The sequence below is a fragment of the Pseudoalteromonas sp. ATL1 genome, from assembly GCF_058933015.1.
Genome location: NZ_JBZYXL010000001.1, coordinates 1,557,941 through 1,577,708 on the forward strand (window position 1 = coordinate 1,557,941; position 19,768 = coordinate 1,577,708).

Below are 19,768 nucleotides of genomic sequence, written 5' to 3' on the forward strand. Positions count from 1 at the left end.
CACAACGTCGCGCAATTGTAAGTTCGCTATGCAATTGCAAAGCTTAAAGGACGCGTATTTTATATGACCTAAGGTCACTAGCCAAGTATAGATTTTAACTTTAAAAAGGTGGATCAAGGTGAAGCGTATTGCACCGATTACAAACGGACAAGCATGCTAAAGTTGCGATACAATATCTGGGTTCCAAATTGATAGGGCAAACAATATGAAAAACAAGGTAGTGGTTGTTGGCGGTGGCATGGTTGGTGCTGCAGCTGCGTTGAAACTCGCTAAACAAGGGGCACGGGTAACAGTGCTTGAGCAACACCTGATTGACCCTCAAGAAATACTCGCGAGTGAGCAAGTTGATATTCGAATTTCAGCGATTAATCGCTTTTCAGAAAGCCTGTTAGATGAATTGGGCGCTATGTCACTGCTTCGTCAAAGTCGTGTCGCACCTTACCACCAACTCGAAGCGTTTGAACAAGCAAACAATGCATTACTGTTTGATCGAGCAGAGGTCTCACAAACTCATTTAGGACATTTAGTCGAAAATAAGCTGATCCAAGCTAGTTTATGGGCCCAGTTTGCCGAGCATGGAGTAGAAGTTGAGGCGGTACATTCAACGCCCATTGCGGTTGAGCAAAACTTGGATTCAATTACACTGCGATACGAACAGAAAAGCTATCAAGCAGATTTGCTGATTGCGGCCGACGGCGGTCGTTCACAAGTACGTCAGCTAGCGGGGATTGGTGTCACGGGTTGGCAATATCAGCAGGCATGCATGGGGATATTGATCAAACTCGATGCCCCGCAGCAATACAAAACTTGGCAGCAATTTAAGCCATCTGGCCCTATCGCATTTTTGCCTATGCAAGCACCCTATGCGAATTTAATTTGGTACCAAAATGCTGAAGACCTTGCCAAGTTTGTGAGCTTGTCAAATGAACAGTTAAAAGAGCAAATACTAGAGCATTTTTTTGAGCTTCCTGGTGACTTCAGCGTAGAACAAAAAGCGCTATTTCCACTTGCACGGCAGCATGCCAACCAGTACAGCCAAGGGCGCTTAGTGTTAATTGGCGATGCGGCGCATACCATTAATCCATTAGCAGGGCAGGGCGTCAACCTTGGTTTTAAAGATGTTGCAGCGTTGGCAGAGTGTTTACAGGGCCTAGATGATTTGGGTGACAGCAAAGCGCTGAAGGGTTATGAGCGTAAGCGCAGATCAGATAACTTAGCCATGATGAGTATGATGGATGCGTGTTATTTTGGGTTCTCAAATGAAATAACCCCACTTAAGCTTATACGAAATGGCATTTTAAAAGTGGCAAATAATGCAGGCCCTATCAAACGTAAAGTATTGGAACATGCTTTAGGCTGGTAAGGTACAGTTAAGTACGAATATAACGGGCTTAGGTCCGTTTTTTTATGAGTAAAAAATGGAATGGTTAACATGTAGAAAAAATAAATAGGGAATGATTAAATATAAGAAGTATTACAAGGAAATGTACTTTTGAAGTTATGGTGCGGAGGGAGAGACTTGAACTCTCACACCCGAAGATACTGGAACCTAAATCCAGCGCGTCTACCAATTCCGCCACCCCCGCATCACAGGATATGCTCGTAAGCATAATTGAGTAGTGAATAACTACTCAGATTTCGACTTTCCACTTTAATTGGTAGATAAAGTGGCTGGAGTACCAGGATTTGAACCTGGGAATGGCGGGATCAAAACCCGCTGCCTTACCGCTTGGCGATACTCCAACAGTCGATTATTCAAATCTTTAGCAAGAAATAAAAATCGTGGGAAAGAACTTTGTTCTTTATTACCGCTTCTGTTTCACAGCGAGGCAATACCCAACAGTCGATTATTCAAATCTTTAATTTTCATCTTTAAAAGATGGTGCGGAGGGAGAGACTTGAACTCTCACACCCGAAGATACTGGAACCTAAATCCAGCGCGTCTACCAATTCCGCCACCCCCGCATGGCTGGAGTACCAGGATTTGAACCTGGGAATGGCGGGATCAAAACCCGCTGCCTTACCGCTTGGCGATACTCCAACTAAAGAGAAGATAGTTTTACATCTTTCAAAAGATGGTGCGGAGGGAGAGACTTGAACTCTCACACCCGAAGATACTGGAACCTAAATCCAGCGCGTCTACCAATTCCGCCACCCCCGCACAGGAGGTTGTGCATATTTTAGAAGAATCTAAATCCAGCGTCTAATCAACATCTGGCCAATTCCGCCACCCCCGCACAGAGGGATTTTAAATAAATCCTAATTTTAATCTTCCACTCTTATTGGTAGAAAGAGTGGCTGGAGTACCAGGATTTGAACCTGGGAATGGCGGGATCAAAACCCGCTGCCTTACCGCTTGGCGATACTCCAACGATTAACTCAAATCATTGTTAGGTCAGAGACTTGAATCTGGGAATAAACAAGTTTATTCCTTACCGCTTCTACTTCGTAGCGAGACGATACCCAACGATTAATTCTTAATTTTTTACATCTTTAAGAGATGGTGCGGAGGGAGAGACTTGAACTCTCACACCCGAAGATACTGGAACCTAAATCCAGCGCGTCTACCAATTCCGCCACCCCCGCACAGGAGGTTGTGTTTTCTAGGGGAACCTAAATCCAGCGTCTAATTCAACATCTGGCCAATTCCTCTACTCCGCACAGGAGGTAAGTAAATGGTGGCTATGCCCTGATTTGAACAGGGGACCCCATCATTATGAGTGATGTGCTCTAACCAGCTGAGCTACATAGCCGATGGCTGGAGTACCAGGATTTGAACCTGGGAATGGCGGGATCAAAACCCGCTGCCTTACCGCTTGGCGATACTCCAACAACGTTTACTTAGCGTTGATTATTTTACTTCTTATCGAGAAGTTGGTGCGGAGGGAGAGACTTGAACTCTCACACCCGAAGATACTGGAACCTAAATCCAGCGCGTCTACCAATTCCGCCACCCCCGCAAGGTTGACCAGCTAAAATTGATGAGTTTGGTAGCAATAAAAAACATGGTGGCTATGCCCTGATTTGAACAGGGGACCCCATCATTATGAGTGATGTGCTCTAACCAGCTGAGCTACATAGCCATCTTTTTTTATTTCTCATCATCGCTGATGCGGGGCGTATTATGCTGATATGCCCCAAAGTCGTCAACACCTTTTTTGCAAAAAACTGCCGAAGTGTGTCTGTTTGCAGATTAAATAGCCGAATTGGTCATGATAATGTCATTGCTCGCTGCTATTTTGACCGATTCAGTAAAATGAATTCTGATTTGCCGTTAGATTTCATTGAGCGATAGAAACAAAAAAGGGCCAACATAGGCCCTTTTGCAATTTAATATGAGTTACACATTAAATAAGAAGTTCAATACGTCGCCATCTTTTACGATGTAATCTTTACCTTCTTGGCGGAATTTACCCGCATCTTTTGCACCGCTTTCACCGCGATATTGAATGTAATCATCAAATGCGATGGTTTGTGCACGAATAAAACCACGTTCAAAGTCGGTGTGGATCTTACCAGCAGCTTGTGGTGCAGTTGCGCCAACAGGAATAGTCCAAGCGCGTACTTCTTTTACGCCTGCTGTAAAGTAAGTTTGCAGTTTTAGTAGCTCGTAACCACCACGGATCACTAAGTTCAATCCTGGTTCTTCTAAACCAAGATCTTCCATAAACTCAAGCTTATCTTCGTCTTCAAGCTCAGATAACTCAGCTTCAATCGCTGCGCATACAGGGATCACAACGGCATCTTCAGCCGCTGCGATTTCACGTACTTTATCTAGGTGAGGGTTATTTTCAAAACCGTCTTCGTTGACGTTTGCAATGTACATGGTTGGCTTAATAGTTAAGAAGTTTAGAGGCTTAATTGCTTCTTTTTCTTCTTTTTCTAGCTGTAATGAACGCAGTGTCAAACCTTCATCTAAGTGGGCTTTCACTTTTTCAAGTACAACATTTTGGAATTTAGCGTCTTTGTCACCGCCTTTGGCTTTTTTAGCATTGCGCTGAATCGCGCGATCGGCTGCATCCATATCTGCTAGCACAAGCTCGGTGTTGATCACGTCAATATCATCGGCAGGGTCAATGGTACCTGCAACATGAACGATATTTTCGTTTTCAAAACAACGAACTACGTGTCCAATAGCATCTGTTTCACGAATGTTAGCTAGAAACTGGTTACCAAGGCCTTCACCTTTAGATGCACCTTTTACTAAACCTGCAATGTCAACAAATTCCATGGTTGTTGGCAAAATACGTTGTGGGTTCACGATTTCGGCTAATTGATTTAGGCGACTGTCAGGAACCGGCACTACACCCGTATTTGGCTCGATAGTACAAAATGGAAAGTTGGCGGCTTCGATACCCGCTTTAGTTAACGCATTGAAAAGGGTAGATTTACCAACATTTGGTAAACCAACAATGCCACATTTAAAACCCATAGTTTTGAACCCTAATTTGACTCAGATAAACGCAATATACTTTAAATCACGGCTTAAATGAATGTAGTCTGTTTTGTGCTTTTAACACACCGTCTTTTGCTAAAATTTCCATGCAACGTACGGCTTCATCAACCGCAGCGTCAATCTTCTCTTGGTCTTCTTTTGGCGCTTTGCCAAGCACCCAACCTGTCACTTTATCTTTGTGTCCAGGGTGACCAATGCCAATTCGCAAACGCATGAATTCTTTACTGTTGGCCATTTTCGCAATAATGTCTTTGAGGCCATTATGACCACCATGACCACCACCTTTTTTCAGTTTGGCGATACCAGGCTCTAAATCCATTTCGTCATGGGCGACTAGGATATTTTCCACGGGAATTTTATAAAAATTAGCGAGACTACTTACCGCTTTACCACTCAAATTCATATAGGTGGTTGGGATCAAAAGTTTAAACTCTTGATTATTGATAAGTACTTTTCCTGTAAGACCGTGATGTTTAGCGTCTGGTTTTAGTTGGCAGTTGTAGCGTTTGGCGAGTTCGAGAATGAACCATTCACCAGCATTGTGACGTGTGTTTTGATATTCGGGGCCTGGATTAGCCAGGCCCACAAGCATTTGAATATTATTCAAGGTGCTGACACCTTAATAATTATTCTGCAGCTTCTTCAGTTGCTTCTTCAGATGCAGCGCCTTTAGGTGCATTTAAAGTAACAACCGCTTGGTCGTGACCTTCACCTTTAGCAAGTTCAACTGAAGCAACACCCGCTGGAAGTTTGATGTCAGAAAGGTGTACAGTTGCACCAACTTCTAGAGCAGCTACGTCTACTTCGATGAACTCAGGAAGAGACGCTGGTAAACAAGTTACGTCGATTTCAGTAACGTGGTGAGCGATAGTGTTACCACCTTTAGTTGCTTTTTCTTCGTTTAAGAAGTGTACAGGCACTTTAGTGTGGATTTTGTGGTTAGCGTCAACACGTTGGAAGTCTAAGTGAGTTATCTTAGGCTTGTATGGGTGACGTTGAATGTCTTTAAGGATAGCTTCAACAGACTCACCAGCAATGTTTAGCGTAAGGATGTGGCTGTAGAAACCTTCATCTTCTTGTGCTTTGATTACTTTGTTGTGGTCAAGAGTTAGCGCTAAAGCTTCTTTGTCTGCACCGTATAGGATCGCTGGAACCTTTTCTTCACGGCGTAGGCGGCGGCTCGCACCAGTACCTAAATCAGCACGTACTTCGGCATTCAATGTGTATAATTCGTTAGACATAATGTCTCCAAAAATATTTTAAGTTTAATGTTGAGGGTGCTCGCGACCAAACACCCTACCTAAAAAGGCGCGCCACTATACCATTGCTAGTTGATAAATAAAACATAGAAGTACAAAAAAAGCACCCGTAGGTGCTTTTTGCTTAGCTGATGCTTATTTACATCAACTGATTAGTGCTGGAACATTGCCGAAATGGATTCTTCATTACTAATACGACGGATCGTTTCAGCAAGCATGTCTGCCAGAGTCAACACTTTGATGTTATCAAGCGTACGTAGCTCATCAGTAAGTGGAATTGAGTCAGTGACAATGACTTCATCAATTACAGAATTACGCAGATTTTCAGCTGCTGCACCAGAAAGAACTGGGTGAGTTGCATAGGCAAATACACGCTTAGCACCGTGTTCTTTAAGCGCTTCTGCGGCTTTACATAAGGTGCCACCCGTATCAATCATATCGTCAACGATGATACAGTCACGACCAGCTACATCACCAATAATGTGCATAACTTGCGACACGTTCGCTTGTGGGCGGCGTTTGTCAATAATCGCAAGATCAGTGTCGTTTAGTAGCTTTGCGATAGCGCGTGCACGTACCACACCACCGATATCTGGTGATACCACTACCACATCTTCAAATTCACGCTCTTTCATATCGTCTAGTAACACAGGGCTACCAAATACGTTATCTACTGGAACGTCAAAGAATCCTTGGATTTGTTCTGCGTGAAGATCAACCGTTAGTACACGGTCAACACCTACGCTAGATAGGAAGTCAGCAACAACCTTAGCTGTAATTGGTACACGCGCAGAACGTACACGACGGTCTTGACGAGCATAACCAAAATATGGAATAACAGCAGTAATACGACCCGCAGAGGCGCGACGTAGCGCGTCGACCATAACGATAAGTTCCATTAGGTTATCGTTCGTAGGGGCACAAGTTGACTGGATAATGAAAACATCCGATCCGCGTACGTTTTCGTTGATTTGAACGCTGATCTCGCCGTCACTAAAACGGCCAACAACAGCATCACCTAACTCAATGAATAAACGTTTTGCAACTTTTTGAGCTAACTCAGGTGTTGCGTTACCAGCGAAGAGCTTCATGTCAGGCACGGTAGGGTTCCTCAGGCACTGAATTTTTGGACTAACATGCAATGACAGGGTCAAAACAGGCTAACTTAAACAAATTTACTTCTACATTTTAAGCCAACTATCAAGCTGCATATGGGCAGGTGAGATATTGGTACTTGGGGCTATAAACCCTTGCCAGCATGACGGTAATGAACTGAGCACACGCTGTGCCGCATCCGCTGAATTTAATTCAACAAAGCAACACGCTCCGGTTCCCGTCATACGAGACGGCCCATATTTTAGCAACCACCCTAGGGTCTTTTCAACCTCGGGGTAAAGCTTTTTAACTAAAGCCTCACAATCATTTCGAGTTTGCGACAGTTGCCACGGGTCAGAAAGCTTAGCGGTATTTCTGACTAATTCAGGGTGTGTGAATACTTGAGCCGTACTCACATGTACATTAGGGAAAACTACGCAAAACCAGCGTTGCTCTAGGGTATAGGGCGTTAACTGTTCACCCACACCCTGTGCCAAAGCCGTTTTGCCATTCACAAAAACCGGCACATCCGCGCCCAGTTTCAGCCCTAATTCAGCCAGTTTTTCGAGACTCAAATTACATTGCCATAATTGATTAATTGCCAACAATGTGGTCGCGGCATCGGAAGAACCGCCACCCACGCCACCGCCCATCGGCAATTTTTTAGTAAGATTGATGTCTAATCCCTGTGTTGAGTGCCGATAAGGCATCAGTGCCATGGCTGCTTTATAAATAAGATTCTCTTCAAGTGGGATAGCTGATTGGGTGTCGTGAATGCGCACGCCATCAGTATCACTTAAGGTAAACGTAAGCTCGTCACCATAATCTAAAAACGTAAACAAGGTTTCTAACTCATGGTAGCCATCCTCTCGTTGGCCATTGATATGCAAAAATAAGTTGAGTTTGGCGGGGGCCATTAAAGAGAGTGAAGTCATATTAAAACTGCCATGAATTGAGCTGAATTTTTAAACGTAATGAATCGTGTCTTAGGTCCATACGGGTTGGCAACCACATGCCATTTACCTGTTCAAATTGCTGATATTTTGCTTGCCACTGTTGGCCTGTGCTGTCGGTCCACGTGCCCGATGTGAGGCGACCCAAAGCATCGTATTGATTACTGTCGTTATCCGCGATACCGGTTAACCACAGAGGTGCTTGTGAAACGGGCAGGTCTAAACCACTGAGTCGCTTCACGAGTTGTTGGCTATTATTATCTATATAGGTTTTGCCATCGTACTCTAATTCACTGTATTGATCTTGCTCGGTGAGCGATAAAATACGTGTGCCAATAAAGCTGGTGAGCACCAATTTTTGTTTGTTGTCACTAAAGTGCCAATTAAAGTTGGCAGATTGACGATCTTTGTCGCTCATAAATGCGAGTTTTCCACTTGCCTGCCAACTCGTTTGAGCTTTAAGCTGAGATCTCCAATCGTCATTTTGCGATGTTGGTTGGGAGATTTTTTGCGCACATCCATTAAGAAATAAAAAAAATATGAGCAAAATCAAATGAAATCGTTTCAATTGATGTTCCTTACTTTCCATATTCGATTGATTTTTGGTAAAATTGCGAGCTTTAAAACAGGGCTCGGGCAATTCTAGGCATCTATGACCATCATAGCACTTGGTATAAATCATAAAACGGCATCGGTAGAACTACGCGAAAAAGTCGCCTTTTCACCTGAGCAACTCTCTGAGGCACTGACTCAATTGGCGCATCTTAGCCAATTTAAAGAGTCTGTTATCGTGTCTACCTGTAACCGTACCGAAATCTATTGTAGCCTTGAGAGCGAGAATTCCCAAGCGCTTCTCGCGTGGTTAGCTGACTTTCATCGAATTGAAGAAGCTCAGCTTAGCGACAATGTGTATGTTCATCATAATCAAGATGCCGTTAATCATCTCATGCGCGTGGCGTGTGGCCTTGATTCACTGGTGTTGGGTGAACCGCAAATATTAGGGCAGATCAAACAGGCATATAATACTGCTAAGCACCACAACGGCATTAAACCGACTTTTGAACGTTTGTTCCAAAAGACATTTTCTGTCGCCAAACAAGTGCGTACTGAAACGGATATCGGTGCTAGCGCGGTATCTGTGGCTTATGCCGCGGTGAATCTCGCAAAGCACATTTATGGTCAATTAGACAAAACACGAGTGTTGTTAATTGGCGCTGGTGAAACTATAGAACTGGTTGCTAAACACTTGTTTCAACATCACCCAAAATCAATTACGGTTGCGAACCGCACCATTGAGCGTGCGCAAGGGTTAGCTTCCGAAATAAAAGGCAACGTGATTTCACTTGCGCAGTTACCCGAAGAGTTACATAAATCAGACATTGTTATTTCTTCCACTGCCAGTACGTTGCCCATCATTGGTAAAGGGGTGGTGGAGCAGGCGCTAAAACAACGTCGTCACAAGCCCATGCTGTTTATCGATATCGCAGTGCCGCGCGACATTGAAAGCCAAGTGGGGGATTTAGACGCCGCCTATTTGTATTCTGTTGATGACTTACAAGCGATAGTCAGCGAGAATATGGCCTCTCGTGAGCAGGCAGCACGACAGGCGCAAGCTATAATCGAAGAGAAAACGAGAGAATTTGCGCAGTGGCAACGTTCACTTAAATCGGTTGATGTGATCAGACAATATCGAGATAGCGCGCAGCAAATTAAAGCAGAGTTGGTTGAAAAAGCACTCAGCCAACTGGAGTCAGGCAAACCTTCAGACAAGGTATTGCTAGAGTTGGCCAATAAATTAACCAATCGTTTAACACATGCTCCCACTCGCGCAATTCAAGAGGCCGCGAAAGCAGGGGATGTTGAGCAACTGGCACAACTCAAACAAACATTAGGAATTGAGCAGGAATAATACGTTAATGAAAGAGTCGGTATATCGAAAGTTAGAAACATTGGCTGAGCGTTATGAAGAAGTTCAGGCGATGCTAAGTGATCCACAAGTGATTGGGGATCAAAACCGCTTTCGCGCATTGTCAAAAGAGTACTCAGAATTAGAGGATGTGGTAAAAGCGTTTGCGGCATACCAACAAGCACAAGAAGATGTTGCGACAGCAGAAGAAATGCTGAAAGACTCCGATCCTGATATGCGTGAAATGGCGCAAGAAGAGTATAAAGAAGCTAAAGCAGCGATCGTCCAGCTTGAAGATGACTTACAAGTATTGATGTTGCCAAAAGACCCCAAAGACGACAACAACGTATTCCTTGAAGTGCGAGCGGGTACAGGTGGTGATGAAGCGGCTATTTTCGCTGGTGACTTGTTCCGTATGTACAGCCGTTATGCTGAAACGCAGAAATGGAAAGTGGAAGTGGTCAGTGCCAATGAAGGCGAGCATGGTGGTTATAAAGAGATCATCGCAAACATCAGTGGTGATGGAGTTTATGGCAGATTAAAGTTTGAGTCGGGTGCGCATCGTGTACAACGAGTGCCAGAAACTGAGTCTCAAGGCCGTGTGCATACATCTGCATGTACGGTAGCGGTGATGGCAGAAATCCCAGAAGCCGAAGCCATTCAAATAAACCCGGCTGATTTAAAAATTGATACTTTCCGTGCGTCAGGTGCCGGTGGACAGCACGTTAACAAAACTGACTCAGCAATTCGTATCACACACTTGCCAACTGGTGTGGTTGTAGAGTGTCAGGATGAACGTTCACAGCATAAAAACCGAGCCAAGGCGCTATCGGTATTAGGTGCGCGTTTACAGCAAGCAGAAGATGAAAAACGTCAAGCGGCAGAAGCGTCAGAGCGTCGAAACTTAGTGGGCAGTGGTGACCGTTCGGAGCGTATTCGTACTTACAACTACCCTCAAGGTCGTATTACCGATCACCGTATCAATTTGACGTTATATCGTTTAAACGAAATTGTGGCTGGGGATTTAAACGCGATTATTGACCCTCTGTTACTAGAGCATCAAGCTGATTTGCTTGCGGCTATGGGTGAAGAATAATTGTGACCACACAAACCGTTGCCCAAGCGATCGCTTGGGCTACTCAACTTCTTAAAGACACTTCCGACACCGCAAAACTTGATAGCGAAGTTATTCTCCTTCACGTCATCGACAAACCTAAAAGCTATTTATTTGCATGGCCCGATGCCGAATTGACAAAAGCCCAATGTAATCAATTCAATGAGCTTGTACAAAGGCGCCATACGGGTGAACCTGTTGCACACATTGTGGGTGAACGTGAGTTTTGGAGTTTACCCTTAGAGGTTAATCCAAGTACCTTAATTCCAAGACCAGACACTGAAACCTTAGTGGAATATGCTTTGGGCTTGTCATTACCAAGTCATGCTAGCGTGCTTGATTTAGGAACGGGTACAGGTGCCATTGCACTTGCCCTAGCATCAGAAATGCCAGCATGGCAAATTACCGCCGTCGATTTTTCCGAGCAAGCCGTTTTGCTGGCAAAACGGAACCAGTTGAAGCTGGGTTTTAACAATGTGAGTATTGCACAAAGTAACTGGTATCAAGCGGTACAAGGTAACAAGTTTGATCTGATCGTGAGCAACCCGCCGTACATAGAAGAGGATGATCACCATTTAACCCAAGGAGATGTGCGTTTCGAACCGCTCAGTGCTTTGGTGGCCGCTGACGATGGTATGGCAGACATTAAAACGATTATTTGTGAAGGTAGAGCACACCTAAATCCGGGGGGGTATTTACTGATTGAACACGGTTTCAGGCAAGCTACTAAATTACAGCAGTATTTTGCACAAATGGCGTATAACAATATACTTACCATTAAAGATATGGCAGGCTGTGATAGAGTCACCTTAGCACAATGGCAGGGTGAATAGCGCTTAACCTTAAGTTGGCAAGTAGTTGAAGGATCCCTCTATGGATGATTTTTTGTTTTCTGATGAACCCAATGAAGTTGTTGAACCTGAGCAAGGTGGCAAGTGGAAGGTAATCATTGTTGATGATGAGCCGGAGGTTCATGCGGTTACCAAACTTGCACTGAGTGACTTTGAATTCCAAAAGAAGCGTTTGGAGTTTTTAAGTGCGTATTCGGGCGAAGAAGCGCGCAAAGTGATTAACGAACATCCAGATGCTGCAATTGTACTGCTTGATGTGGTAATGGAAACGGACGATGCGGGTTTACAAGTCGCCAAGTTCATTCGTGAAGAAGCAAAGAACGGCCATATCCGAATTATTCTACGAACCGGCCAGCCAGGACAAGCGCCTGAGCGTCAAGTCATCGTTAACTATGATATTAACGACTACAAATCTAAAACCGAGCTAACGGCGCAAAAGCTATTTACTGTGGTGATGTCGAGTTTACGCTCTTACCGCGATATTCTCGCCATTGAGCAATCTCGTCAGGGACTTGAGAAAATTATTTGCGCGTCTCGCGATATCTTTTCGACGCACTCCATCGAGCACTTTATTCAAGGGGTGATGCAGCAACTTACGTCATTACTTGGTACCGTTGATGAGGCCATGTACGCGACGTCATTGGTTGCGAGTAACCAGTGTAATCAAAAACATGAGCAATTGGTTGTGTTTACCGGTCGTGGCGAGTTTGAGCGCTGTGAAGGTAAGCCCATCACTGAAGTTCTGACGCCTGAACAACTTGAGGCGTGTAACCAAGCGCTACATGACAAAGGCATTGTTTATAAAAACAACTACCTGTTTGCCTACTGCTCGAGCGAATATAATCATAGCTCCATGCTATTTGTATCTGGGATACCAGAGTCTCTCAGTGATACGCAAAAGCACCTGATCAAAATTTTCTCGCAAAACGTGCAACTGGCATACGAAAATGTCCAGCTTCAAGCCGAGATTGAAAGCACTCAACAAGAACTTGTGTACCGACTCAGTGAAGCGCTAGAGCAACGCTCAACTGAAACAGGCAATCACGTCAAGCGCGTTGCGTATATGTGTGAGCTATTTGGTGCGAAGAAAGGCTTGAGCCATCATGATGTAGAACTACTCCGTATGGCATCACCATTACATGATGTGGGTAAAGTGGGGATTCCTGACGCGATTTTAAATAAACCCGGCAAGTTAAATGACGATGAGTGGAATGTGATGAAATCCCATACACTCAAGGGTTACAAAATCTTAAAAGATTCTCGTCGAGAGATTGTCAACGCTGGGGCTATTATTGCCAAAGAACACCATGAAAAATGGGATGGTACGGGTTACCCCGAAGGGAAAAAAGGTGAAAATATTCATGTGTTTGGACGTATCGTCGCGTTGGCAGATGTTTATGATGCACTACGCCATCAACGTTGTTACAAAGCACCATGGACCAAAGAACAAGCACTGGCTGAAATAAACAACCAAAAGGGCAAGCACTTTGACCCAGAACTGGTTGATATTTTAAATGAACATATAGAAGATATAGAGGCGATATTGGCGCGCTTCCCGGATCATTAAGAAGAAAAATTATGGATTATTTAGCTTTAAAGCATACACATTTGCTGTTTGTAGTACTTAGTATTTTGTTATTTTATACTCGCGCAATCTCTCGTCTAGCTACGGGGAAATTGGCATCGAACAAAGGCGTGTTTATTGTTGGTCACAGTGTTGATGCGTTATTGCTTATTTCTGCTGCAGCGTTACTCATTGTTGGCAGTATCAACCCGCTTGGTCAGCCTTGGTTACTTGAAAAAATAGTGCTTGTGATCGCTTACATTGCACTTGGCATTATAGGGGCCAAAGCGACGTCGCGTCAGCTAAAAGCAATTACCTTAGGACTGGGTACAGTTACTCTCCTGGGGATTGGCTATTTAGCCGGGTCCAAGTCAGCGTTTATATTGTAATCTTGACCTGACGCAAAAAAGAGCGCACCCATGTGCGCTTTTTTGTTTTTTGCAATAGATTGACTAACTAAAGTCTAAAAAAGCAGTCCACAGCCAAAATGCTGCTTTGAAGGGTGTTTGGGTCTTTAGCAAAAAGTGGTAAACTAGTTGTTCGATTAATGGAAAACAGAAACTAACTCGGTGGATATGACTGATCTCTGGTTCAACGAACAAGACGGTAGTACAGATTACATACCTCAAGAACCCTTGTTGCGCTGTATCGATGCAGAGCGACACTGGGATGCACAAGCTAAATTAGAAACCAGTTACTGCCAACTTGCAGAGCTAGAACTGCAAGTGGATGAGATTTGCACTAAAAACACCAACTTACATGAACGTTTAGACGTATTATTAGATGCATTTTATACTTTATGGTTATTTAGCGGCAGCGATCAAAACGTGCCAGAGCACGCCTTAAACAGTGTATGTTACACATTGAATATGCGTAGTGGTTCTCCAACATCACTGGCTCTTATTCTTACGCATTTATTGAAACGAGCAGGTTATGACGCGCACATGGCGCTCAGCCAAGGCGAGGTGATGGTCAATGTCGCAATGAGTGGTTGTGAAAGTTATCTCATTGATCCAAATAGCGGTCAGCAAACATGGTTCATTCAAGCTGAAAACGAGAGTGAGAAAGAGGAAGAGCCGCTAGAGCTCGTTATTGGCGATGAGGCGGTTAAGTTATACCTAGCGCAGCAAAAATGGGCATTTATTGCGGTCGATAAATTCAGCCATGCTTTGAGCTGTGTTGAATTGCTAATGGACCTGATTGGTGATGACCCGTATGAACGCCGTGATAGAGGGTACCTTCTTAACCAACTGAATTGCCCTAAAATGGCAAAAGAAGATTTACAGTTTTTCGTTGATGAGTGCCCGGATGATCCAACGATTGAGATCATTCAACATCAAATTGCGGAACTGGCCGATCACAACAACATACTCCACTAATAATAATAACGAGGATGGCTATGCAAGAAGGGTCAGCTTTAATCACCAACAATGCCGTTATTTTAGGCTTGTTGGCGATGATATTGGGATTTGTTTTTTACACGTCAAATTTAAAGCAAGGTTTTTGGGCTAAGTTTTACAAATACGTTCCCGCCTTACTTATGTGCTACTTTTTGCCATCGCTATTGAATACCTTTGGCGTTGTCGATGGCAGCAATAACCAAGTTTATACTGTAGCTAAGTACTTTTTATTACCCGCGTGTTTGGTGCTGTTGACGCTCAGTATCGATTTAAAGGCGATTCTTGGTTTGGGTAAAAAAGCGATCATTATGTTTCTAACCGGTACTGTGGGCGTTGTGATAGGGGGGCCAATCGCCTTATTGATTGTCGCGACGATAATGCCTGATTTGCTCGGTGTGAGTGGACCTGACGCGTTGTGGCGTGGGATGGCGGCATTAGCGGGCAGTTGGATAGGCGGCGGCGCCAATATGCTCGCCATGAAAGAAATATACGGTGCTGGTGGCGAAATTTTCACTGTGATGGTGACTGTCGATATCGTCGTCGCAAACCTTTGGATGGCGGGGTTATTATTGATAGCCGCAAGGCATAAAGAAATTGACGCAAGAACGGGCGCGGATACCAGTTCCATTGATCGATTAATTGATAAAGTTCAGCAATTTGAAGCGCAACATGCACGAAAGCCAGAGTTAAAAGACTTTATGATCATGCTTGCCTTGGCATTTGGTGCAACGGGTTTGGCGCATTTCTCCGCAGATCTTCTGGTGCCATTTTTTGTTGAAAATTATCCCGAGCTGAAAAAATTCTCATTACATAGCAAACTATTCTGGATCATTGTGTTAGTCACAACGGTTGGTCTTGGTTTATCTTTTACTAAGGCTCGTCAATATGAAGCGGTTGGTGCGTCAAAAGTGGGTGCTAGCTTTTTATATATTCTAATTGCAACCATTGGTTTGCATATGGATATCGCTAAAATTATTGAAGCACCGAAATATATGATTATTGGTGCAATTTGGATGCTGATCCACATAGGCTTGCTATTCTTAGTCGCGAAGTTGATCAAAGCCCCCGTGTTTTATGTGGCTGTGGGCAGTAAAGCGAATATTGGTGGGGCGGCGTCGGCACCTGTGGTTGCTTCGGCATTTCATCCCGCCCTTGCACCAGTGGGTGTATTACTTGCGGTACTTGGCTATGCGTTGGGTACATACATGGCGTGGCTGTGTGGCCAGTTGCTGCGCATTGTTGGTAGTTAATTTGGAAATTATATGAATACACAAACAATTAGCTTAGCTAATATTGAAATCGCAAACGATAAACCGTTTGTGCTGTTTGGCGGCATGAATGTGCTTGAGTCTCGCGATTTGGCGATGCGCATTGCCGAGCATTATGTTGAAGTGACCAACAAGCTCAATATTCCTTACGTTTTTAAGGCGTCTTTTGATAAGGCGAATCGCTCGTCAATCAACTCTTACCGTGGTCCCGGTATGGACGAAGGTCTGAAAATTTTTGAAGAAATTAAAAACACCTTCAATGTGCCACTTATTACCGATGTACATGAACCATATCAAGCGCAGCCTGTATCTGAAGTCGTTGATATTATTCAATTACCTGCGTTTTTAGCGCGTCAAACGGACTTAGTTGTGGCAATGGCGAAAACGGGGGCTGTGATCAATGTGAAAAAACCACAGTTCTTAGCGCCGCATGAAATGCGTCACATCATTAAAAAGCTTAATGAAGCGGGTAACGACCAAGTGATTTTATGTGAACGTGGCAGCAGTTTTGGCTACAACAACCTGGTGGTCGACATGCTGGGGATGGATGATATGAAACACATGGCACCTGTGATCTTTGACGCGACTCATGCACTTCAGCGCCCAGGTGGACGCACTGACTCTGCGGATGGACGTCGTGCTCAAGCTGCTGAGTTGGCTCGCAGTGGGATGGCTTTAGGTTTAGCTGGTTTATTCATTGAAGCGCACCCAAATCCTAATGAAGCGAAATGCGATGGTCCTTGCGCGTTGCCGCTGGCAAAGCTCGAAGGTTACTTACAGCAAATGAAGGCGGTTGACGAATTGGTTAAGAGCTTTCCTGCGCTTGATACCAGCGCGGCAGATTTATAGTAGGCAATACATTGAGCCCAACATGGGTTGGGCTTAAGTAATTTGTAAGGCGCTTTTTCATGTCTAGACGACTTCCTCCTCTCAACGCGCTTAAAGCATTCGAAGCTGCATCACGCCACTTAAGCTTTACAAAGGCCGCTGAAGAGCTCTACGTAACTCAAGCTGCGGTAAGTCATCAAATTAAAATACTAGAAGAGCATTTAGGTTTAAAACTGTTTTTACGGAAAAACCGCTCATTGTTGCTTACGGAAGAAGGCCAAGGCTACTTTCTTGATATAAAAGAAATATTTTCTCAGCTGATTGATGCAACGGATAAGCTGTTGGCGCGAGGCGCAAAAGGCTCGTTGACGGTTAGTTTAACGCCGAGTTTTGCAATTCAGTGGCTGGTACCCCGTTTGAGTCAATTTCATGAGCTGCATCCAGAAATTGATGTGCGGATTAAAGCGCAAGATCATGACGAAAACTCGCTGACCGATGACGTGGACGTGGCGATTTACTACGGCAGAGGCCATTGGAGTGGTGTACAAACCCATAAACTCCATACGGAGTATTTTGTGCCCTTATGTAGTCCTTTATTGCTAAATGGCCCTAAGCCACTCGATCAACCAAGCGACTTGGCGCATCACACGCTACTGCACGACACTTCAAGGAGAGCGTGGAAGGCGTGGATGAAAACAGCCGGTGTCCGCAATGTGCAAGTCAACACAGGGCCAATATTCAGTCACTCATCTATGGTGTTACAGGCCGCAGTACATGGTCAAGGTGTTGCGCTGGGAAATAGCGTATTAGCAAAACCTGACCTCGATTCAGGCCGACTTATTATTCCATTTAATCATGTGCTTGAAAGTAAAAATGCGTATTACCTTGTGCTCAGGGAATCGCAAGCGGAGCTAGGTAAAATCGTATCATTTAGGGATTGGATGCTCAGTCTCGTAGAACAAGAGCAATTATAATGACAATACAATGGTTGAAACCAACAAAGCCGATAGCGCAATTTATTTTTGCCCATGGTGCCGGTGCGGGTAGCGACTCAGACTTTATGCAAGTCATGGCCAAGCATTTGTATGATTTGAATATTCAAGTGGGCATGTTTGATTTTGAATATATGCAACAAGCAAAAGCACTGAATAAGCGACGCCCACCCGATAGAGCACCAAAGCTATTGGCGTATTTTGCTGAGCAACTAAAACAAGCTGACCCTCAGCTGCCTTTGTTTATTGGTGGTAAATCAATGGGGGGGAGAATGGCCTCGATGCTAGCCACAGAAAGTGACATATCAATTCGCGGCGTCATTGCGATGGGTTATCCGTTTCACCCACCAGGTAAACCGGATAAGCTCAGAGTAGAGCACTTTGCCGATATTTCATACCCCTTTTTAATATTACAAGGTGAGCGAGACACCTTCGGTAATCAAATTGAAATAACGCAAATGACTTTTGATAAAGCGCCGAAATTAGTTTGGCTTGGCGATGGTGATCACTCACTCAAACCGCGTAAAAAAAGCGGTTTTAGCGAGCAACAACATTTACTCGATGCAGCAAAACATGCAGCACAGTTTATGCAGGAGCATAGTCATGGTTAAGTTGTTTTTAATTACTGGAAGCCTGTTTTGCATGTTGTCAGTCGCACTGGGGGCATTCGCAGCCCATGGTCTAAAGAGGCACTTAGATGAGTACGCGCTCGGTATTTTTAAGACCGCCAGTGAATATCAGATGACTCATGGCCTTGCTTTAATCGCAGTCGCCATTTTACTCAAATGGGGTGTAAAAGTGAGCCTGTCAGGTTGGCTGCTAATAGCGGGTATTGCCCTATTTAGTGGTAGTTTATACTTACTCGCTGTGACGGGTATCAAATGGTTGGGTGCGGTTACACCGATAGGTGGCATGTGTTTTATTGCCGCATGGGTAGTACTCATCGTTAAGATTTATAAGCATTCATTTTAAAAGAGAGCACAGATGTCGAGTGTTGTAATTTATTGTCGTAGTGGGTTTGAAAATGATGCCGCTGCAGAGATCAATCATCACGCTGCTTTGCAAGGTGTAGCAGGTTACGTAAAAGCTAAACCTAATACGGGCTTTGTGACTTTTGAATGTTTTTCGCCTGATGATTCACAGCGGCTGATTAAGCAAGTTGACTTTAAAAGCCTCGTATTTGCGAGGCAATGGTTTGCTGGTGTGTTACTGAGCAACATGCCTATTGAAGACAGGGTCAGTGAAGTGAAAGCTGCCGTGGGTGAGTTCCCGCAGTGTGGCGACTTACGCGTAGAAACGCCAGATACCAACGAAGGTAAAGAGCTGTCGAAGTTTTGTAAGAAGTTTTCTACGCCATTGGCAAAGAGTCTAGAAAAACTAAATAAACTCACTCGTGATCACAAACCAGCTAAACCGGTATTGCATGTGTTGTTCTTAGCCAATGATACCGCTTATGTTGGCTATTCATTTAGCAATAACAACTCGCCATTTTTTATGGGTATTCCTCGTTTAAAAATGCCATCGGATGCGCCAAGTCGCTCAACTTTAAAATTAGACGAAGCATTCAATGTGTTTGTGCCTAAAGACGAAGTTGAGAAACGCGTGCAACCAGGCATGCGCGCAGTCGATTTAGGGGCTTGTCCTGGCGGCTGGACGTATCAACTTGTTCGTCGTGGTATGTTTGTGGCAGCCATTGATAATGGTCCGATGAACGATGCGTTGATGGAATCCGGTCAGGTGAAGCATTTTCGAGAAGATGGCTTTAAGTACTTACCTGAAAAGCGCAACATCAACTGGTTGGTCTGTGACATGGTTGAAAAGCCTTTGAAGGTAACGAACTTAATGCTTGATTGGATAGTTAATGCTTTCACTAAAGAACTGATATTCAACCTTAAATTACCTATGAAAAAGCGTTTTGACAGTGTTTATGAATGCTTAACCTTGATCCATGAAGAGTTAGCAAAGTACGAAATTGACTATACGCTACAGGCAAAACACTTATATCACGACCGCGAAGAAGTGACCGTGCATATTCAGGTTAACAAAGTGCCAGAAAAGTTATATAGCTAAGCGAGAAAGCCA

General features: G+C 44.2%; 19 protein-coding genes and 11 tRNA genes. 13 read left to right on the top strand and 17 right to left on the bottom strand.

Annotated features, from left to right (window positions below; genetic code table 11):
• Positions 1 to 205: 205 nt before the first annotated feature.
• Positions 206 to 1,363, top strand: coding sequence for an FAD-dependent oxidoreductase (locus AC5FX4_RS06930; RefSeq protein ID WP_493605733.1), 1,158 nt, complete (start codon positions 206 to 208; stop codon positions 1,361 to 1,363).
• Between the two features lie 138 nt (positions 1,364 to 1,501).
• Here AC5FX4_RS06930 and AC5FX4_RS06935 read toward each other — a convergent pair.
• The 17 genes from AC5FX4_RS06935 to lolB form a co-directional block, all read right to left on the bottom strand.
• Positions 1,502 to 1,586 (bottom strand) — tRNA-Leu (locus tag AC5FX4_RS06935).
• Positions 1,587 to 1,668: 82 nt separating this feature from the next.
• A tRNA-Gln gene (locus AC5FX4_RS06940) sits at positions 1,669 to 1,743 on the bottom strand.
• Between the two features lie 137 nt (positions 1,744 to 1,880).
• Positions 1,881 to 1,965, bottom strand: a tRNA-Leu gene (locus AC5FX4_RS06945).
• A 1-nt stretch (position 1,966) separates the two neighbouring features.
• Positions 1,967 to 2,041, bottom strand: a tRNA-Gln gene (locus AC5FX4_RS06950).
• A 35-nt stretch (positions 2,042 to 2,076) separates the two neighbouring features.
• Positions 2,077 to 2,161: transfer RNA gene (locus AC5FX4_RS06955), tRNA-Leu, on the bottom strand.
• 134 nt (positions 2,162 to 2,295) lie between these two features.
• Positions 2,296 to 2,370 (bottom strand) — tRNA-Gln (locus AC5FX4_RS06960).
• 131 nt (positions 2,371 to 2,501) lie between these two features.
• Positions 2,502 to 2,586 (bottom strand) — tRNA-Leu (locus AC5FX4_RS06965).
• 90 nt (positions 2,587 to 2,676) lie between these two features.
• Positions 2,677 to 2,753: transfer RNA gene (locus AC5FX4_RS06970), tRNA-Met, on the bottom strand.
• A 2-nt stretch (positions 2,754 to 2,755) separates the two neighbouring features.
• Positions 2,756 to 2,830 (bottom strand) — tRNA-Gln (locus AC5FX4_RS06975).
• Positions 2,831 to 2,875: 45 nt separating this feature from the next.
• Positions 2,876 to 2,960, bottom strand: a tRNA-Leu gene (locus AC5FX4_RS06980).
• Between the two features lie 46 nt (positions 2,961 to 3,006).
• Positions 3,007 to 3,083 (bottom strand) — tRNA-Met (locus AC5FX4_RS06985).
• Positions 3,084 to 3,340: 257 nt separating this feature from the next.
• Positions 3,341 to 4,432: a redox-regulated ATPase YchF gene (gene ychF, locus AC5FX4_RS06990; protein ID WP_493605734.1), complete on the bottom strand. Its 1,092-nt coding sequence runs from the start codon at positions 4,430 to 4,432 to the stop codon at positions 3,341 to 3,343.
• Between the two features lie 46 nt (positions 4,433 to 4,478).
• Positions 4,479 to 5,063, bottom strand: coding sequence for an aminoacyl-tRNA hydrolase (pth, locus tag AC5FX4_RS06995; protein ID WP_493605735.1), 585 nt, complete (start codon positions 5,061 to 5,063; stop codon positions 4,479 to 4,481).
• 19 nt (positions 5,064 to 5,082) lie between these two features.
• Positions 5,083 to 5,697 carry a 50S ribosomal protein L25/general stress protein Ctc gene (locus tag AC5FX4_RS07000; RefSeq protein WP_493605736.1) on the bottom strand — a complete coding sequence of 205 codons (615 nt, stop codon included), beginning with the start codon at positions 5,695 to 5,697 and terminating at the stop codon, positions 5,083 to 5,085.
• Positions 5,698 to 5,867: 170 nt separating this feature from the next.
• The gene (locus AC5FX4_RS07005; protein WP_476293212.1) at positions 5,868 to 6,815 is read right to left on the bottom strand and encodes a ribose-phosphate pyrophosphokinase; all 948 of its coding nucleotides are present in this window, start codon (positions 6,813 to 6,815) and stop codon (positions 5,868 to 5,870) included.
• 81 nt (positions 6,816 to 6,896) lie between these two features.
• Positions 6,897 to 7,745 carry a 4-(cytidine 5'-diphospho)-2-C-methyl-D-erythritol kinase gene (ispE, locus tag AC5FX4_RS07010; RefSeq protein ID WP_493605737.1) on the bottom strand — a complete coding sequence of 283 codons (849 nt, stop codon included), beginning with the start codon at positions 7,743 to 7,745 and terminating at the stop codon, positions 6,897 to 6,899.
• Position 7,746: 1 nt separating this feature from the next.
• Positions 7,747 to 8,445 carry a lipoprotein insertase outer membrane protein LolB gene (gene lolB, locus AC5FX4_RS07015; protein WP_493605738.1) on the bottom strand — a complete coding sequence of 233 codons (699 nt, stop codon included), beginning with the start codon at positions 8,443 to 8,445 and terminating at the stop codon, positions 7,747 to 7,749.
• Here lolB and hemA point away from each other — a divergent pair.
• The 12 genes from hemA to rlmM all read left to right on the top strand — a co-directional run bounded on the left by hemA (position 8,416) and on the right by rlmM (position 19,756).
• Positions 8,416 to 9,672, top strand: coding sequence for a glutamyl-tRNA reductase (gene hemA / locus AC5FX4_RS07020; protein ID WP_493605739.1), 1,257 nt, complete (start codon positions 8,416 to 8,418; stop codon positions 9,670 to 9,672). The two genes, lolB and hemA, sit on opposite strands and share 30 nt — an antisense overlap.
• Before the next feature lie 7 nt (positions 9,673 to 9,679).
• Entirely contained in the window at positions 9,680 to 10,765 is a 1,086-nt protein-coding gene (gene prfA / locus AC5FX4_RS07025) for a peptide chain release factor 1 (protein WP_493605740.1), read from the top strand.
• Positions 10,766 to 10,767: 2 nt separating this feature from the next.
• Positions 10,768 to 11,616 carry a peptide chain release factor N(5)-glutamine methyltransferase gene (gene prmC, locus AC5FX4_RS07030; RefSeq protein WP_493605741.1) on the top strand — a complete coding sequence of 283 codons (849 nt, stop codon included), beginning with the start codon at positions 10,768 to 10,770 and terminating at the stop codon, positions 11,614 to 11,616.
• Between the two features lie 40 nt (positions 11,617 to 11,656).
• Positions 11,657 to 13,201 (top strand): DUF3369 domain-containing protein, encoded by a 1,545-nt coding sequence (locus AC5FX4_RS07035; RefSeq protein WP_493605742.1) that lies wholly within the window; start codon positions 11,657 to 11,659, stop codon positions 13,199 to 13,201.
• A gap of 11 nt (positions 13,202 to 13,212) precedes the next feature.
• Complete coding sequence (locus tag AC5FX4_RS07040; RefSeq protein WP_493605743.1) at positions 13,213 to 13,587, top strand: SirB2 family protein; 375 nt, start codon at positions 13,213 to 13,215, stop codon at positions 13,585 to 13,587.
• Positions 13,588 to 13,773: 186 nt separating this feature from the next.
• Positions 13,774 to 14,577: a tetratricopeptide repeat protein gene (locus AC5FX4_RS07045; protein WP_493605744.1), complete on the top strand. Its 804-nt coding sequence runs from the start codon at positions 13,774 to 13,776 to the stop codon at positions 14,575 to 14,577.
• Positions 14,578 to 14,597: 20 nt separating this feature from the next.
• On the top strand, positions 14,598 to 15,848 hold the full coding sequence (locus tag AC5FX4_RS07050; protein ID WP_493605745.1) for a DUF819 family protein: 1,251 nt from the start codon (positions 14,598 to 14,600) through the stop codon (positions 15,846 to 15,848).
• A 12-nt stretch (positions 15,849 to 15,860) separates the two neighbouring features.
• Entirely contained in the window at positions 15,861 to 16,715 is an 855-nt protein-coding gene (kdsA, locus tag AC5FX4_RS07055; protein WP_493605746.1) for a 3-deoxy-8-phosphooctulonate synthase, read from the top strand.
• 59 nt (positions 16,716 to 16,774) lie between these two features.
• Positions 16,775 to 17,668, top strand: a complete 894-nt coding sequence (locus AC5FX4_RS07060; RefSeq protein ID WP_493605747.1) for a transcriptional regulator GcvA — start codon at positions 16,775 to 16,777, stop codon at positions 17,666 to 17,668.
• A complete protein-coding gene (locus AC5FX4_RS07065) occupies positions 17,668 to 18,297 on the top strand; it encodes an alpha/beta fold hydrolase (protein WP_493605748.1) in 630 nt (209 codons plus the stop codon). The genes AC5FX4_RS07060 and AC5FX4_RS07065 overlap by 1 nt, the downstream gene beginning before the upstream one ends.
• Positions 18,290 to 18,658, top strand: a complete 369-nt coding sequence (locus AC5FX4_RS07070) for a DUF423 domain-containing protein (protein ID WP_493605749.1) — start codon at positions 18,290 to 18,292, stop codon at positions 18,656 to 18,658. The genes AC5FX4_RS07065 and AC5FX4_RS07070 overlap by 8 nt, the downstream gene beginning before the upstream one ends.
• Before the next feature lie 12 nt (positions 18,659 to 18,670).
• Positions 18,671 to 19,756 carry a 23S rRNA (cytidine(2498)-2'-O)-methyltransferase RlmM gene (gene rlmM / locus AC5FX4_RS07075; RefSeq protein WP_493605750.1) on the top strand — a complete coding sequence of 362 codons (1,086 nt, stop codon included), beginning with the start codon at positions 18,671 to 18,673 and terminating at the stop codon, positions 19,754 to 19,756.
• Positions 19,757 to 19,768 lie beyond the last annotated feature (12 nt).